This window comes from Nocardia callitridis, assembly GCF_039543305.1.
Taxonomy (GTDB): Bacteria; Actinomycetota; Actinomycetes; order Mycobacteriales; family Mycobacteriaceae; genus Nocardia; species Nocardia callitridis.
The window spans coordinates 331,209-346,333 of record NZ_BAABJM010000007.1; the positions used below are offsets into that span (position 1 = coordinate 331,209).

Genomic DNA, 15,125 nt, shown 5'->3' on the forward strand with positions numbered 1-15,125 from the left:
GACAACTCCTCGACCCGATGATGACGGTGGTAGTAATAGCTGTCAGAAGCAACAGCCGAAGCGCCGCGGGTGTGGGCCGGGTAACAAGGAAACGAGGGCGAGTCCAATGCCCTCCGACCCCGATTTTGTCCTGGTGACCGCCCTGCCTACACTAGACCGGTTGCCGGGGCACATCTGTGCCCATATGCGCAGGCCCGAGGGCCAGCGCAGGCGATACGAACTCATCCGGTCGGCAACTGTCGGCCGGGCCAGCCGAATTGCTGTAGGCCCACGGTCGATGTCCTGAACAGGGGCGTCGGTGTTGTATGGGAACCGTAGCGAGAAAGGTGTCGAGGTCGAACTATGACCATGACCGACCCGATCGCAGACTTCTTGACACGTCTGCGCAACGCCAACTCGGCGTACCACGATCAGGTGAAGGCTCCGCACTCGAAGCTCAAGGCGAACATCGCCGAGATCCTCAAGCGCGAGGGCTACATCGCCGATTACCGCACCGAGGCGGCGGCCGTTGGCCAGACCCTCGTCGTTGATCTCAAGTACGGCCAGAGCCGTGAGCGCAGCCTGCAGGGCCTGCGCCGCGTGTCCAAGCCGGGTCTGCGTGTGTACGCGAAGTCCACCAACCTGCCCAAGGTCCTCGGCGGCCTCGGCGTGGCGATCATTTCCACGTCGACCGGACTGCTCACGGATCGTCAGGCGGCGACTCAAGGCGTGGGCGGCGAAGTCCTCGCCTACGTCTGGTAAGGGAGGTTCGGACAAATGTCGCGTATTGGCAAGAGGCCCATCGCAATTCCCACTGGCGTCGACGTCACGATCGACGGCCAGGATATCGCGGTGAAGGGTCCGAAAGGTCAGCTCGCGCTGACGATTTCGGAGCCGATCACCATCGCTCGTGGCGAAGACGGCCAGCTGGAGGTCGTTCGCCCCGATGACGAGCGTCGCAACCGCTCGCTGCACGGTCTCACCCGCACACTGGTTTCGAACATGATCACCGGTGTGACCACGGGCTACGAGAAGAAGATGGAAATCTTCGGCGTCGGCTACCGTGTCGCGCTCAAGGGGCAGGACCTGGAGTTCGCTCTCGGTTACAGCCACCCGGTGCCGATCCAGGCGCCCGAGGGCATCACCTTCGCGGTCGAGTCGCCCACCAAGTTCTCCGTGTCCGGAATCGACAAGCAGCGGGTCGGTCAGATCTCCGCTGTGATCCACGGACTGCGTAAGCCCGACCCGTACAAGGGCAAGGGCATCCGCTACGCCGGCGAGGTCGTTCGCCGCAAGGTCGGAAAGACGGGTAAGTGATCATGGCGCAAACCGAAAACCAGAAGGCCAAGCGCATTCCGCGTGGCAAGGACGTGTCTACGACACGTCGTCTGTCCAAGACGCGTCGTCACTTCCGTCTGCGCAAGAAGGTCGTCGGAACCACCGAGCGTCCGCGCCTGGTGGTCAACCGCTCCTCGCGGCACCTGCACGCTCAGCTGATCGACGATTCGGCGGGCAAGACCGTTGCCTCCGCGTCCTCGATCGAGGCCGACGTGCGTGGCCTCGACGGCGACAAGTCGGCCAAAGGCAAGCGGGTCGGCGAACTGCTGGCCGAGCGTGCCAAGGCAGCAGGCGTCGACGCCGTGGTGTTCGACCGCGGTGGTCACGACTACCACGGCCGGATCGCCGCTCTGGCGGACGCCGCTCGCGAAGGTGGGTTGAAATTCTGATGACTGTCAATAAGAACGGAAGGAACGTCTGATGCCGGGACGTCAACGGCGTGACGGCGGCAACGGACCCGCCGGACCGAACAGCAACAGCAACGCTCCCGAGGGCGGCCGCCGCGGTGGCAACGACCGTCGTGGCGGCGACCGTCGCGACAACGCCGCGGAGAAGAACCAGCTCGAGCGGGTCGTCGCGATCAACCGTGTCTCCAAGGTCGTGAAGGGTGGTCGTCGCTTCAGCTTCACCGCCCTCGTGATCGTCGGCGACGGCAACGGACTGGTCGGCGTCGGCTACGGCAAGGCCAAGGAAGTTCCCGCGGCCATTCAGAAGGGTGTCGAGGAAGCGCGCAAGGGCTTCTTCCGTGTCCCGATGATCGGCTCGACCATCACCCACCCGGTTCAGGGTGAGGCGGCGGCCGGTGTGGTCATGCTGCGTCCGGCCTCGCCCGGTACCGGTGTGATCGCGGGCGGCGCTGCACGCGCGGTGCTGGAATGCGCTGGTATTCATGACATCCTGGCGAAGTCGCTCGGTAGCGATAACGCCATCAACGTCGTGCACGCGACGGTCGCCGCGCTGAAGATGCTGCAGCGGCCCGAAGAGGTCGCGGCTCGCCGTGGCCTGCCGCTCGAGGACGTCGCTCCCGCGGGCATGCTGCGTGCGCGCGCTCAGGCGGCGGGAGGTGCCAGGTAAATGGCAGATCTCAAGGTGACCCAGATCAAGAGCACGATCGGCGCCAAGAAGAATCAGCGCGACAGCTTGCGCACGCTCGGCCTGCGTAAGATCCGGCAGACGGTGGTCCGTGAGGACACCCCGAACAACCGCGGTCTGATCAATGTCGTGCGCCACCTCGTGACAGTTGAGGAGGTCTGACATGACCATCAAGTTGCACCACTTGCGTCCTGCTCCCGGCGCCAAGACCGAGAAGACCCGTGTCGGTCGCGGTGAAGGCTCCAAGGGCAAGACGGCGGGCCGCGGTACCAAGGGCACCAAGGCACGCAAGAATGTCCCCGCCGCCTTCGAGGGTGGGCAGATGCCGCTGCACATGCGGCTGCCCAAGCTCAAGGGCTTCACCAACCCGTTCAAGACCGAGTACCAGGTCGTGAACGTCGGCGCTATCGCCAAGCTGTTCCCGGAGGGTGGCGAGATCGGTAAGAGCGAGCTCGTCGCCGCGGGTGCCGTGCGCAAGAACCAGTTGGTGAAGGTTCTCGGCGACGGTGAGATCGGCGTCGCCGTTCAGGTGACCGTCGACAAGGTGACCGGCTCCGCCAAGGAGAAGATCACCTCGGCCGGTGGCACCGTCACCGAGCTGGCCTGACGTACTCTGCCCACAGTGACACCGGACGAGTGGAAAGCCCGTCCGGTGTCACTGTTAGAGTTCAATAGTTGTCTGCCAAGCCTCGTCATGGTTTTCAGCCGTCCCCGTAATTGATCGGTGGCACTGAGATATCCATGTCTTGACCATGTCGTTCGCCAGGAGGATCTGTGCTTTCCGCCTTCGTATCGGCCTTCCGGACTCCGGACTTACGGCGGAAGATCCTCTTCACGCTGGGGTTGATCGCGCTGTACCGGTTGGGTGCCGCGCTGCCGTCCCCCGGCGTCGATTACAAGGCCGTCCAGGAATGCATCGATATCGTCTCCGGTGGTGATTCCGGCGGTATCTACCAGCTGATCAACCTGTTCTCCGGTGGCGCTTTGCTGCAGCTGTCGGTGTTCGCGATCGGCATCATGCCGTACATCACGGCCAGCATCATCGTCCAGCTGTTGACGGTGGTCATCCCTCGATTCGAGGAACTGCGCAAGGAAGGCCAAGCCGGCCAGACCAAGATGACGCAGTACACCCGTTATCTTTCGGTCGCTTTGGCGATTCTGCAGGCGACCGGTCTCGTCGCACTCGCGGCACGCGGTCAGCTGTTGCAGGGCTGCGACAAGGACATCCTCGCCAACACAAGCATTTTCGGCATGATCGTCATCGTCCTGGTGATGACCGCCGGTGCCGCGTTGGTGATGTGGTTCGGTGAGCAGATCACCGAACGCGGTGTCGGTAACGGTATGTCGCTGTTGATCTTCGCCGGTATCGCCGCCCGCATCGTCACCGAGGGCAAGAACATCCTCGATACCCGAGGCAACCTGGTGTTCGCGCTGGTGTGTGTCGCCGCGTTGGCGATCATCTCCGCGGTGATCTTCGTCGAGCAGGGCCAGCGCCGCATTCCTGTGCAGTACGCCAAGCGCGTCGTCGGCAGAAAGATGTACGGCGGCTCCTCGACGTATCTGCCGTTGAAGGTGAACCAGGCGGGCGTCATCCCGGTCATCTTCGCGTCCTCGCTGCTGTATCTGCCGAACCTGATCTCGCAGCTGACCAACTCGCAGAACAATCCCGATCCGAGTTGGTGGCAGGAGATCATCTCCAAGTACCTGGTGAATCCGGGGAACCCGGTTTACATCGCGATCTACTTCGGTCTGATCGTGTTCTTCACCTACTTCTATGTCGCGATCACCTTCAATCCGGAGGAACGCGCAGATGAGATGAAGAAGTTCGGCGGCTTCATTCCCGGCTACCGCCCGGGTAAGCCGACCGCCGACTATCTCCAATTCGTCTTGAGCCGCATCACCCTGCCCGGCTCGATCTATCTCGGTCTGGTCGCGGTCCTGCCGAACGTGTTCCTCGATATCGGCTCGTCCGGTGGCGCACAGAACCTCCCGTTCGGTGGCACCGCGGTGTTGATCATGGTGAGCGTTGGTTTGGACACCGTGAAGCAGATCGAGAGCCAGCTGATGAATCGAAATTACGAAGGGTTCCTCAAGTGAGAGTTGTACTGCTCGGTCCGCCGGGTGCTGGTAAAGGCACCCAGGCCGATCTGTTGTCGGAGAAACTGGGCGTTCCGCACATCTCTACCGGGGACCTGTTCCGCACGAATATCAGCCAGCAGACCCCCCTGGGGCGCGAGGCGCAGAAGTACATCGACGCGGGTGATCTCGTGCCGAGTGATGTGACCAATCGGATGGTCGAGGCTCGGGTGGACGAGCCCGACGCGGCGAATGGTTTCGTTCTCGACGGCTACCCGCGCACGGTCGATCAGGCCGACGCGTTGGAGCGGATTCTGAAGGACCGCGAGAGCAAGCTGGACGCGGTGTTGTGTTTCGTGGTTCCCGAAGAGGTCGTGGTCGGCCGGATGCTCTCGCGTGGCCGCGCCGACGACAACGACGGCGTGATCCGTAACCGGCTCCGGGTGTACCGCGACGAGACCGAGCCGCTGCTCGAGCACTACGACGGGCTCGTGGTTTCGGTGGACGGCATCGGCGAGGTCGAAGAAGTCAACACACGTGCGATGCGGGCGTTGGGTCGCTGAGGCCGAATGGTCTTCAATCGGAAGAAGAAGGTAGTTCCGTTCCGTTCCGCGGGCGAACTGGACGCCATGGCGGCGGCGGGCGCCGTCGTCGGGCGTGCGCTGGTCGCGGTGCGTGCGGCGGCCGCGGTCGGGGTTTCGACGCTCGAGTTGGATGACGTCGCCGAGCAGGTGATCCGCGACGCGGGTGCGGTGCCTTCGTTCAAGGGCTATCACGGTTTTCCCGCCTCGATCTGCGCATCGGTGAACGAGCGTGTGGTGCACGGGATTCCGACACCCACGGAGATTCTCGCCGACGGTGATCTGATCTCGATCGACTGCGGCGCGATTCTCGATGGCTGGCACGGGGATTCGGCGTGGACCTTCAGCGTCGGGTCGTCGATCGACGCCGATCGTCTGCTCAGTGAGGCGACGAAGTTGTCGATGGAGGCCGGTATCGCCGCGATGCTGCCGGACAATCGACTGACGGATATCTCGCACGCCATCGAGACCGGCACCCATGCGGCGGCGGCCGAGCACGGACGCGCCTACGGGATTGTCGATGGTTACGGTGGCCACGGCATCGGGCGTGAGATGCACATGGACCCGTTCCTCGCCAACGAAGGCGAGCCGGGTCGGGGCCCACACCTGGTGGTGGGGTCGGTGCTCGCGATCGAGCCGATGTTGACGCTGGGTACCTCGCAGACCAAGGTGCTGGAGGACGATTGGACCGTGGTGACGCTCGACGGTTCGCGTGCCGCACATTGGGAGCACACGGTGGCTGTCACCGAGGACGGCCCGCGCATCCTCACCCTGCGCCCTGAGTAAGTAACCAAGGCCGCAGCGCGGTGTGGCCGACGTTTGTTGCCCACACTGTGCTGGCCGAGCGCACGACGCTCTCGTGCGACCGGTGCGCAACGCACGCACCGATGGTCTCGAAACCCTGTGCCGGACAACACGATGGTCGAACGATTACGCGACCGTCGAGCTCGGGTTCGTCGGCAGCCCCCTACGCTGTCGACGAATCCGAGGTGGCATCCGCGCCACCTTGCGGCGCGGTATGGGCAAGCGGCGCAACCTTGTTCGCCGCTTCGATGCGCGGTCACGACACCGTTGACGTGCTGCATCGACGACCCGGTGCGGCATGCGCGACGAGGACCCGATCGCACCGACGCCAGTGGGCATTGCCCCCCTGGACGATCTCGTCGCCGACCGTGCTGACCGATTATCGGCCTACCCGTGTCGTCGGACGTTCCTCAGCCGGACGGCTGAATCGGTGACGTCGTTCCTTGCGCCCGCTGCGCCGGACCGTGACATTGTGTGCTGGCCGCCGGTAGGTGAACTCTGTGGTGCCGGAAACCCTGTGTTGCTGAACTCTGCGCACAGCGTATGTCGGGGCGGCGCGGGCACGCGTGAGTAGCTGACTACTCGAATCCGGTTGTCCCACCGCGGGGTTTGCTGCGTGAGCGCGCGCTACTCGACCTGGATCTCGGCCGTTGACGTGCGAATTCGTGCCCGCTGGTATCGATCAGCGCAGGCGGGCGCGAATTGCCAAGGTGCGCAGGGGGAGCTCGAATTCCCCCTGTGCGGTCTCCGGCCTGCCGCGCAGATAGTCGGTGACCCGATCGAGCAGTTCGGCACGTCGCTGCGGCGTGGCGATCAAGGTGTGCGAATACGTTCCGATGGTGGCGGTGAGGGATTCGACAGTACGACGTTGGGTGTGGGTGAAGGTCGCGGTCTCGAAATCTTGGAACAGCGGATGTTTCGGTAGATCGAGGCTGGCGGAAGGACTTTGGTCGGTGTGCTCGGGGCGGGAGACCTGACGCAACCCCGCGACCCACTCGACCGTGTTGTCGTCGGCGTTCCACAGCGCCGCGAAGACGCCGTCTTCGCGGAGTACGCGGGCGAACTCGGGGAATGCGGCGGCCTGATCGAACCAGTGGAAGGCCTGTCCCGCGATGATCGCGTCGACCGATCGGGCGGGCAGGGGGATCGCTTCGGCGGAGCCTGCGTAGGTCGTGACACCGGGTGCGACACGGGTGAGTTCGGCGCGCATCGCGGCATCTGGTTCGACCGCGATGACCTCGGCGCCGACGTCGAGCAGGCCGGTGGTGAGTTTGCCGGTGCCTGCGCCGAGATCGAGGACGACGGGTGGCTGTTTGTCTGCGATCGCCGACACCGCCCACCGAATCGCTTCGGCCGGATAGTCGGGGCGGTGTTCGGCGTATGCGGCGGCGCTGTCGCCGAAACTGCTCGCCCGCGCGGCGCGCGAGGGTATCCCGGCATCATCCTGGTCGGTCGCGTTCCCCATGCGGCCACTGTAATGGCGAGGCGGCGAGCGCTACGCCGCGCCGGGCAGCCTGCGCAGGCCAGCGCACACTTCGGCGGCGAGGTCGTCGTAGCCGACGGCTAATTCGGCGAGTCGTTGCCAGGCCTCGACGAGGTCCAATTGTGAGGTGCCTGCCAGGGCCGCGTACGCGTCGGCGGTGAAGCGGGCGATGCGGTCGATGACGGCGCCGACGGTCTCGGTGTGAATGTGTGCCGCACCGTGGGCCGGTGGTAATTGGGTGGCGATCCAGCGGTCGATGTCGCGGATCAATTCGGCGCGGCCCTGGTCGATCTCGAACATCACGTCGGGGTCCTGGCCGAGTCTGCGTTCGTGCAGCGCGGTCAGTTCCTTGGCGCAGCGCAGCAGCGGATTAGCCGTCGCGTGCTCGCCCCGGCATGCTTGCAGCACTTGGTGTTTCGCGGGAAGTGCGCTGGTGGTCATGGCACTGCCGGTTGATTCATGGAGCCTCGACTAGCTTGATGATTTCGGTATTGCCGCGTGTGCGTTCTGGCTGTATCGCATGGCGTTGTGGTCAAGTGCAGCACGCTCGGTGCGGGATGTGGACATTCTATTCAATTTGTTCCCGTGAGTTTGCCCATCCTGGGAAGCGGTCCGATATGGGCGTGCGAAATCAACTCGACCAGCAGACTGTCTCGGACAGTGCGGGGTGGGTTGGTGTTTGCCAGCCGGTGCTATGGCGTGGTTCGGAAGAACAGCACCCGGTCGCCGTGCTCGGAGAGCGCACCCGCCGAATTGACCTGACGTAGCCCGCAGGAGGGTAAGTAGGTCAGGTTGGCGAAAGCCTGCGTGTTACCGAACGCCGAGCGCAGCTTGGACTCGCTCGGGTGCTCCGGGTTGTGCTCGGAGAGCAACCGGAAATCCAACGGTGCCAGCGGCTTTTTCAAGGGGGCCTGACCTGCCGGTCGCCCGAACGCGGCGTACTGTGTCGCCGATCCTCGCTCGTACCAACATAATTCGTAGGCAACGTCCTCGGTGACGGTTACCTCCGCCACCGGCCAGTCCTGGGAAAGGCGCTGCGCGAGCGGATTCCGGCCGACCGGTGTGATCTCCCAATGCAGGCTCATCACGCTCACCCAGCCGCCGTAGGGCTGCTCGATGAGGACGACATCGTCGCCGAGTTTGCTCGCCTTGTTCACCGCGGGCTGGCTGACCTTCCAGCCCGGTTCGGCCGACTCCTGGTAGCTGGCGCGATCGGTGGGGTAGGCGTCGTCGGTGGCGTAGGCGGCGATGATCGCCGCGCGCAGTTGCGCCACCGCGTCGGGGGCGGGGCAGTACACGCTGAGGGCGCCGAAGGTGGCGCCGATCTTGACCGGCATCGACGGCGGGTCAGGGTCGACACCGGGATGCAGTGGTCGCAACCCGACCAGTGCGAGCTTCCAGTTGATCTCCTCGACGGTCGAGAGATCACCCGAGGACTTGAACATGATCTGCTGCTGGGTCAGTCGCCCCGCCGCTTCCAGTGTGCGGCAGTTCAATTCGGTGAGCGCGCGAAACGATTTCGGCGTGAGATCGAGGTCTTGAATCCCGCACGCGCGCAGCCGGATCGACATGCTGGTCGAGGTGAAAGCGGCGAACCGCTCTCGATACATGGAGATCGCCTGCTTTCTGGAGCGACCGACCATGAGGGTGCGCAGTAGCGTGCTGAGGCTGGCGAGGTACTTGCCCGCCAGTTCCGGATTGGCCGCCGCGAGCGTGCTGCGAATGCGCGCGGCCTCCTCGGTCGCCGCGACGGCGGCGTCCTGGTCGAGGCGTCCGAGCCAGACGCCGCACTTGGACAGGCCGTCGGCGCAGGGGCCCGCGACTTCGGGGTGCGCGCGTGCCACCTGGCGGTAGACGTCGCAGGCGTGCTTGATGGTGGTGGTCGCGAGTTCGCGACGTCCGCTGTGGCGGGCGGCGAGTTCGAGCGAACGCAGCGCCTCGTTCAGTTCGCCCGCCAACTTCGCGTTGAGTAGCTGACCTCGGGAAAGCAGCCGCAGCCTGATCGAGACGGCTTCCTCGGCCGGGGCCAGAGCGTCCCTGGTGCGGTCGCGTTTGGCGCCGTTGGTTTTGGTGGCGAGGAATCCCTTGGCGAGATCGTTGAGCGAGTTGGCCAGTTGTAGTTCGGATTCGATCGTTCGGTCGCGGGCCGTGAAGCGATCCGTCGCGATCTGACGCTCCAACGCGTCCAGATCCATCGAAATCCTCGTTTCCAGCATGATCCTCCGCTTACCGCGCTATTTACCCGAGAAGGAGTCTGTCATGGTTGGCGGCGCGGCGCAGCGGTAACCCTGGCCACGATGCCGGCCGGAGAAGTCGGCGCGAGCTGTGCGGATGCGCGATCGGTCACCCGTCGCGGGCGCGGGGGTCGGTTGTATTCGGGGAAAACGTTGGTGCGGTGCGTAATCCGTGTGTTGTGCTGCGTAAACATTGTCATGTCAAGGGTTCTGTGTGTTCCGTTCTGCTCGAACTCGACAACCCCGCCGTCCGGCCCTGTTCAGCAGCGGTGTGTGAATGTCGAATTCCGTTGGCGGACACTCCTTGTTCACCGTCGTGCGCTGGACTAGATGCAGTCTTCAACTTGTCGGGAGCGCTGAACGTGGGAAACAACATCGACTGGTCCGGTCTGAAAGACCAGGCGAATGACAAAAATGTCAAGGTCGACGCCGGGGTGGCCGAGGCGTGCGCCAAGGCATGCAGCGACCTGATCGCCAAGCTCAAGGGCTACAAGTCGATCATCGAAGGCAACAAGCTCACCGGTATCGAGAAGCTGAGCCCGATCTACTCCGGCACGCAGCTCACCACCAAGTTCAACAACAAGGGCACACAGCTCGACGACTCGATGGACAGCCATATCAAGGCGCTGACCAACATGGTCGAGTTGTTCAAGGACGCGGGTAAGCGGTACCTGGACGCCGAGGACGCGTCGGAGAGCGAGTTCACCAAGCTCAGTGACATCGCCAAGGATCCCAAGGCGGCCGACCTCAAATACACGAAGCCGGAGTACGACGAACCCGGCGACGACAAGCCCACAGCGCCCGGTGCACTCACCAAAGAGGGGGTGACGTGGGACGCGGCGGACGTGATGATCGAGAACCCGGAAGCGATGGGCTGGGACGACCTGATCTCCCTGCACGACGACACCAAGCCGCAGGCCGCTGCTGACGCGAGCGCGGCGTGGGACTTCATCGCCAAGGATCTGGAACCGGCCGCGACTTCGTTGAAGACCGAGGTCGCCAAGCTGACCGAAGACACGTGGGAAGGCGAGGGTGGTCCCAAAGCGGTGGACGCGGTGCACCGGTACGCGGACACGCTGAAGCCGCTGAGCAACAACATCGAGATCGTCGCGCAGAACCTCGACTACTCCGCGCGCTGGCTGTACAGCAATCAGCAAGCGATGCCCACCGAGGACACGTATCAAACCGAGTCCGCGCTCAACGATTACCGCGACGAGTTCAAGAAGCACTACGTCGAGGGAATGACCAACACGGACAAGGCATTTCCGCCCTTGGCCGGTGCCACGATCGCGAAGGACCCGCCAGCCGGCCCCGGTCCCGGTCAGCCGGGCCCTGGTGAACCCGGCCCAGGTGAGCCCGGTCCCGGAGCGCCTGGCCCTGGCGCTCCCGGTCCTGGCGCTCCCGGTCCTGGCGCTCCCGGTCCCGGTGCTCCCGGTCCCGGTGCCCCAGGTCCCGGCGCTCCCGGTGCGCCTGGTCCTGGTGCTCCAGGTGCTCCTGGTCCTGGTGAGCCCGGTCCCGGCGAGGGTGCTCCCGGTCCCGGTGTGCCCGGTCCCGGTGTGCCCGGTCCCGGTGAACCTGGTCCTGGTCAGCCTGGTCCTGGCCAGCCTGGTCCCGGTCAGCCTGGTCCTGGTCAGCCCGGTCCCGGTCAGCCTGGTGCTCCCGGTCCCGGTGAGCCCGGCCCCGGGTACAACCCTGGCCCTGGAGAACCCGGCCCAGGACAGCTCACCCCGCCACCGAACTTCAGCCTCGGCCCCGGTACTCCAGGCTCTGGCGATCCTGTGCCGCCGCCGGTCTTCGGACCCGGTCCCGGCACTCCGGGTCAGCCAGGTCCCGGGCAGCCGGGTCAGCCCGGTCCGGGTTCTCCGGGTCAGCCTGGTCCCGGGCAGCCGGGTCAGCCGGGCTTCGACTGGAGTTCGCTGTTCAACCCGGGTGAGCAAGGCGGTTCATTCGTCGATCCGGGTCAAGGCCCTGGCCCCGGTACGCCTGGTCCTGGTACTCCCGGCCCCGGTACGCCTGGTCCTGGTACTCCCGGTCCCGGAGCGCCTGGACCTGGCACCCCGGGACCTGGCACCCCTGGTCCTGGCACCCCCGGACCTGGCACCCCAGGCCCCGGTACTCCCGGACCCGGAAGCCCAGGCCCCGGAGTGCCACTGCCGCAGTTCAATCTTCCGGAGATCCCGCAAGCCAATCTTCCGGAGATTCCTGGGCTCGACGACATCTTCGGCGATCACGGGCCGGACGGATCCGATCCGAACGACACGGACGGAGAGGTTCCCGGCGAGCCGGGTCAGCCGGGTCAGCCGGGTCAGCCGCAGCCCACCGGCGACCCACTGACCGACCTGCTCAATCAGGTGACGAGTGGAATACCGGGCCTGGGCAACATCGGCGCACAGATCGGCGACCAGATCGGCAATCTGTTCGGCGGTGGAGGCGACGGGCCGGACGTCAACAACATCCTCGAGTCCCTGGGGATCGAAACGCCGGGAGCGCATCTGGTCGGCGCGGGTGACGGACCGGGTGAGCACGGTGGTGGTCACGACGGCGACCACGGTGGCGAGCACGGCGACAACGGTGACGACGGTGACGATCACGACAGTGATGGTGACGACGGCGACGGTGACGACCACGACGGTGACGACGACCAGGATGACAACGGCCCTGGCGGCGGCGATGACGAGGACGACGACGGCAGCGACGGGAACGGTGACGGGGACGACCGTCCCGGCGACCCGATCCAGCGGCTGTTCGGCGACGATGCACCAGGCCTGCCTCGGATTCCGACCCTCGGCGACCTTCCCAGCGAAGGAACACCTTGGGGCCCAGGGATTCCCGGCTTCACTACGCAGGGCGAGTCGTCGTCGGATCCGGTGTCGAGGCTGTTCGACGGACAGCAGGAGCCGGATCAGGAAGACGGTGACCGGACCGACTGAGACCGGAGTCGAAGCACGGCCGACGACTGATTCGAGCAGAACCGAAATGAACGTGAACGAGGTGGCGGGCGCATGACGCAGGAGTGGAATTTCACCGACCTGGAATTCAAGGTGCTCTGGGAACGCCATACCGACACGCGCCTGCCACAACCGTTCATGTTCACCAGTCGCACCCAATTCCTGGACCAGTACGAGTGGGAGAAGTACCGGACATGGGAGCAACTGCGCGATTCCTTGGACAGCTCGTTTATCGAGGTGCTGGAAACCTGTTTCCGCCCTGAGGTTTACGTAGTCGTCTACGGGTGGGTTGACCAGGACATGGACAATCCGGAGACTCGGATCAGGGTGCGCGCGGTCCGCGCGGGCACCCGCGGCTATGTGATCACCCAGTTGCCCGGTGAAACCCTCTGGCACAGCGGTGGTTACAAGATCGTCGAGTGCGGCCCGCACGGGTTGGCCGAGGCGGTCGTCGCGGCGTTGCCTGAGGTATCAGCGGGTCGGCGCGGCAACTTCGCGATCACCGCCGATCAGCAGGATGATCTGGAGCGATTCCAGGCGAATGTTTCACTGGTGTCGGAAGATTCGCACGAATCCGCGTCCGAGCAACACAACCGCTTCTTTCGGATGCCCGCCACGACAACCGGCGCGATCACGGTCAATCAGGGCCGCTCGATGTTCGGTCCGCGCGGTATCGGTGCGCAGATCATGCTGTGGCGGGATCTGGTCGACGACGGGCGCTACCTGATCGAGCTCAATCAGGCGCCGGTGGCGATCGGTACCGGCCGAAAGCGGCTCACGACGACCCTTGATACGGCGATCAGCGACATGGTCGAGCGGACCGATACGCATTGGGAAAGCGTGGAGGCAAGGACTGTTCGTCGCTGGTGAGTGCCGTGTCGATGGGGGCGGGAGAAGGTGCGTGATGAACCGAACGATGATCTCCTTTGTCACGAATACTGCTGTGCGGAAACGGGTTTCCGCCTACCACGAGCGGTAATGGGTCATGACCCTGTACCTGCCCGAAGGGCTGCGCTGGTTGGGTTGGATCGCGGGTGCGACCTGGCCGGACGGCGACGAGGACAGGATGTGGGAGATCGCGGCCGCCTGGGAACAGGCGAGTAAAGATCTCAAAGGCCTTGTGCCGGAGGTGCAACGGGCCAAAGAGTCCACCAGGAATGCCTATACCGCGGGCGCGGGCGCCGACCAGATGGCCGCCAATTTCGACCTGTTGCTCAGTGGTGACCAGTCGTTGGAGTCGTTGGCCGACCTGCTGCACAACCTCAACAACGCCGCGTTCGACCAGGGCACCGAACTGCAATCGACCAAGATCAATATCATTGTGTCGCTGGTGTGGCTCGGGTTGGAGATCGCGTGGGCGTGGCTGTTTCCGCCGACCGCGCCCGCCGTGGAAGCCGGGGCCATTGTCACCACCCGGTCGATCCTGCGTGTGCTGGAAGACCGCATCCTTTCGGTGATTCAGCGCCTGGCCGAGCGCGTCTTGGGACCCGCCGCGAAGAAGCAATACCTGTTCAAGAATGTGGCCACCTGGTCGACCAAGCCGGTGCCGAAGCCGGTGCCGAAGCCAATTCCCAAGCCGGTGCCGAAGCCGACGCCCAAGCCGACACCGAAGCCTGAGCCCAAACCCACACCCAAGCCGACACCGAAGCCCGAGCCCAAACCGACGCCCAAGCCCGAACCGAAGCCGGGACCGTCCTGGGCGCAGAAGCCTTTTGTGCCGACGGGCAAGGGTATTGGCGTGTACACGGTGAAGATCGGGGAATCCGTGGTCACCTCCATGGCAATCGACGGAAGCATCCAGGTGGGGCAGATCGCGACAGGGCATCGCCGTGAGTTCAACGGCACCCAGTTCGGACTGTCGGCGCTCGCATCTGCGGCGGGAACGATTCCTTCCCGAGAGTTCGCGCGCTACCTCGGATTCGGTATCGACAAGATCAAGAACGTCGGTGGCAGCACCATCGGGCGCATCGGCCGCGGTGCGTTCATCGGCGCCGGTTCGGGTGTGGTCAGTACGGCATTCGGCAACCTCGCCGTTGCCGCGGTGACCGGCAACTGGGCCACGTTCAACTCGCCGCAAGGATGGGTCGGCGGTGCGGCGAGGGGCGCGCTGGTCGGCGGCGCACGCGGCGGTTTCATGGTGCAGCCGGGAACACAGCCAGGCGGAATTCGTACGAATATATGGACCAATAAACCTGGTCAGCATTGGTGGAATGGGAAAGGGTGGCAGACACAGAATCCGCCGGATGGGTCGACGCCGCGAGGTGATGGGAAGCCGCCCGTCACCACCCCGCAAACAGTCGCGCAAGGTCCTGGTCCTGGTTCGCCGCCGATGATGTCGGGCGGTCTTGGTCCTGGACCGGGTTCGTCGGGTTCGTCGGTGGTGTCGTTGGGGCCTGGTCCTGGTTCGCCGCCGATGATGTCGGGCGGTCTCGGTCCTGGTCCGGGGTCGCCGGTGGTGTCTGGTCCTGGTCCGGGGTCGCCGGTGGTGTCTGGTCCTGGTCCGGGGTCGCCGGTGGTGTCTGGTCCTGGTCCGGGGTCGCCGGTGGTGTCTGGTCCTGGTCCGGGGTCGCCGGTGGTGTCTGGTCCTGGT

At 64.8% G+C, this 15,125-nt stretch carries 15 protein-coding genes; 12 read left to right on the forward strand and 3 right to left on the reverse strand.

From position 1 onward, the window contains the following. Positions 1 to 342 precede the first annotated feature (342 nt). The 9 genes from rpsH (at position 343) to map (ending at position 5,852) form a co-directional block, all read left to right on the forward strand. Positions 343 to 741: a 30S ribosomal protein S8 gene (gene rpsH, locus ABEA50_RS27680; RefSeq protein WP_345499154.1), complete on the forward strand. Its 399-nt coding sequence runs from the start codon at positions 343 to 345 to the stop codon at positions 739 to 741. Positions 742 to 756: 15 nt separating this feature from the next. Further along, complete coding sequence (gene rplF / locus ABEA50_RS27685) at positions 757 to 1,296, forward strand: 50S ribosomal protein L6 (RefSeq protein WP_345499156.1); 540 nt, start codon at positions 757 to 759, stop codon at positions 1,294 to 1,296. A 2-nt stretch (positions 1,297 to 1,298) separates the two neighbouring features. Continuing rightward, on the forward strand, positions 1,299 to 1,706 hold the full coding sequence (rplR, locus tag ABEA50_RS27690) for a 50S ribosomal protein L18 (RefSeq protein WP_345499158.1): 408 nt from the start codon (positions 1,299 to 1,301) through the stop codon (positions 1,704 to 1,706). A 31-nt stretch (positions 1,707 to 1,737) separates the two neighbouring features. Then, positions 1,738 to 2,391 (forward strand): 30S ribosomal protein S5, encoded by a 654-nt coding sequence (gene rpsE / locus ABEA50_RS27695; protein ID WP_345499160.1) that lies wholly within the window; start codon positions 1,738 to 1,740, stop codon positions 2,389 to 2,391. Further along, positions 2,392 to 2,571, forward strand: coding sequence for a 50S ribosomal protein L30 (rpmD, locus tag ABEA50_RS27700; RefSeq protein WP_345499162.1), 180 nt, complete (start codon positions 2,392 to 2,394; stop codon positions 2,569 to 2,571). A gap of 1 nt (position 2,572) precedes the next feature. Next, complete coding sequence (rplO, locus tag ABEA50_RS27705; RefSeq protein ID WP_345499164.1) at positions 2,573 to 3,016, forward strand: 50S ribosomal protein L15; 444 nt, start codon at positions 2,573 to 2,575, stop codon at positions 3,014 to 3,016. Between the two features lie 167 nt (positions 3,017 to 3,183). Further along, complete coding sequence (gene secY, locus ABEA50_RS27710) at positions 3,184 to 4,506, forward strand: preprotein translocase subunit SecY (RefSeq protein WP_345499166.1); 1,323 nt, start codon at positions 3,184 to 3,186, stop codon at positions 4,504 to 4,506. After that, a complete protein-coding gene (locus ABEA50_RS27715) occupies positions 4,503 to 5,048 on the forward strand; it encodes an adenylate kinase (protein ID WP_345499168.1) in 546 nt (181 codons plus the stop codon). The genes secY and ABEA50_RS27715 overlap by 4 nt, the downstream gene beginning before the upstream one ends. A 6-nt stretch (positions 5,049 to 5,054) precedes the next feature. Continuing rightward, positions 5,055 to 5,852, forward strand: a complete 798-nt coding sequence (gene map / locus ABEA50_RS27720) for a type I methionyl aminopeptidase (RefSeq protein ID WP_345499170.1) — start codon at positions 5,055 to 5,057, stop codon at positions 5,850 to 5,852. A gap of 700 nt (positions 5,853 to 6,552) precedes the next feature. Here map and ABEA50_RS27725 read toward each other — a convergent pair. The 3 genes from ABEA50_RS27725 to ABEA50_RS27735 form a co-directional block, all read right to left on the reverse strand. Further along, positions 6,553 to 7,335 carry a class I SAM-dependent methyltransferase gene (locus ABEA50_RS27725; RefSeq protein ID WP_345499172.1) on the reverse strand — a complete coding sequence of 261 codons (783 nt, stop codon included), beginning with the start codon at positions 7,333 to 7,335 and terminating at the stop codon, positions 6,553 to 6,555. A gap of 30 nt (positions 7,336 to 7,365) precedes the next feature. Beyond that, positions 7,366 to 7,794, reverse strand: a complete 429-nt coding sequence (locus ABEA50_RS27730; protein WP_345499174.1) for a DUF4254 domain-containing protein — start codon at positions 7,792 to 7,794, stop codon at positions 7,366 to 7,368. A 251-nt stretch (positions 7,795 to 8,045) separates the two neighbouring features. Then, positions 8,046 to 9,569, reverse strand: a complete 1,524-nt coding sequence (locus tag ABEA50_RS27735) for a hypothetical protein (RefSeq protein ID WP_345499176.1) — start codon at positions 9,567 to 9,569, stop codon at positions 8,046 to 8,048. 380 nt (positions 9,570 to 9,949) lie between these two features. Here ABEA50_RS27735 and ABEA50_RS27740 point away from each other — a divergent pair, with 380 nt between their 5' ends. The 3 genes from ABEA50_RS27740 to ABEA50_RS27750 form a co-directional block, all read left to right on the forward strand. After that, positions 9,950 to 12,517 carry a PPE domain-containing protein gene (locus ABEA50_RS27740; RefSeq protein WP_345499178.1) on the forward strand — a complete coding sequence of 856 codons (2,568 nt, stop codon included), beginning with the start codon at positions 9,950 to 9,952 and terminating at the stop codon, positions 12,515 to 12,517. A 72-nt stretch (positions 12,518 to 12,589) separates the two neighbouring features. Further along, positions 12,590 to 13,405: an ESX secretion-associated protein EspG gene (locus ABEA50_RS27745; protein ID WP_345499180.1), complete on the forward strand. Its 816-nt coding sequence runs from the start codon at positions 12,590 to 12,592 to the stop codon at positions 13,403 to 13,405. A 115-nt stretch (positions 13,406 to 13,520) separates the two neighbouring features. Beyond that, the coding region (locus tag ABEA50_RS27750) for a WXG100-like domain-containing protein (protein WP_345499181.1) at positions 13,521 to 15,125 on the forward strand (1,605 nt) is incomplete at its 3' end.

Coding starts and splice junctions, on each gene's coding strand:
- rpsH (WP_345499154.1), top strand. CDS start 343: ATGACCATGACCGACCCGATCGCAGACTTCTTGACACGTCTGCGCAAC.
- rplF (WP_345499156.1), top strand. CDS start 757: ATGTCGCGTATTGGCAAGAGGCCCATCGCAATTCCCACTGGCGTCGAC.
- rplR (WP_345499158.1), top strand. CDS start 1,299: ATGGCGCAAACCGAAAACCAGAAGGCCAAGCGCATTCCGCGTGGCAAG.
- rpsE (WP_345499160.1), top strand. CDS start 1,738: ATGCCGGGACGTCAACGGCGTGACGGCGGCAACGGACCCGCCGGACCG.
- rpmD (WP_345499162.1), top strand. CDS start 2,392: ATGGCAGATCTCAAGGTGACCCAGATCAAGAGCACGATCGGCGCCAAG.
- rplO (WP_345499164.1), top strand. CDS start 2,573: ATGACCATCAAGTTGCACCACTTGCGTCCTGCTCCCGGCGCCAAGACC.
- map (WP_345499170.1), top strand. CDS start 5,055: ATGGTCTTCAATCGGAAGAAGAAGGTAGTTCCGTTCCGTTCCGCGGGC.
- ABEA50_RS27725 (WP_345499172.1), bottom strand. CDS start 7,335: ATGGGGAACGCGACCGACCAGGATGATGCCGGGATACCCTCGCGCGCC.
- ABEA50_RS27730 (WP_345499174.1), bottom strand. CDS start 7,794: ATGACCACCAGCGCACTTCCCGCGAAACACCAAGTGCTGCAAGCATGC.
- ABEA50_RS27735 (WP_345499176.1), bottom strand. CDS start 9,569: ATGCTGGAAACGAGGATTTCGATGGATCTGGACGCGTTGGAGCGTCAG.
- ABEA50_RS27745 (WP_345499180.1), top strand. CDS start 12,590: ATGACGCAGGAGTGGAATTTCACCGACCTGGAATTCAAGGTGCTCTGG.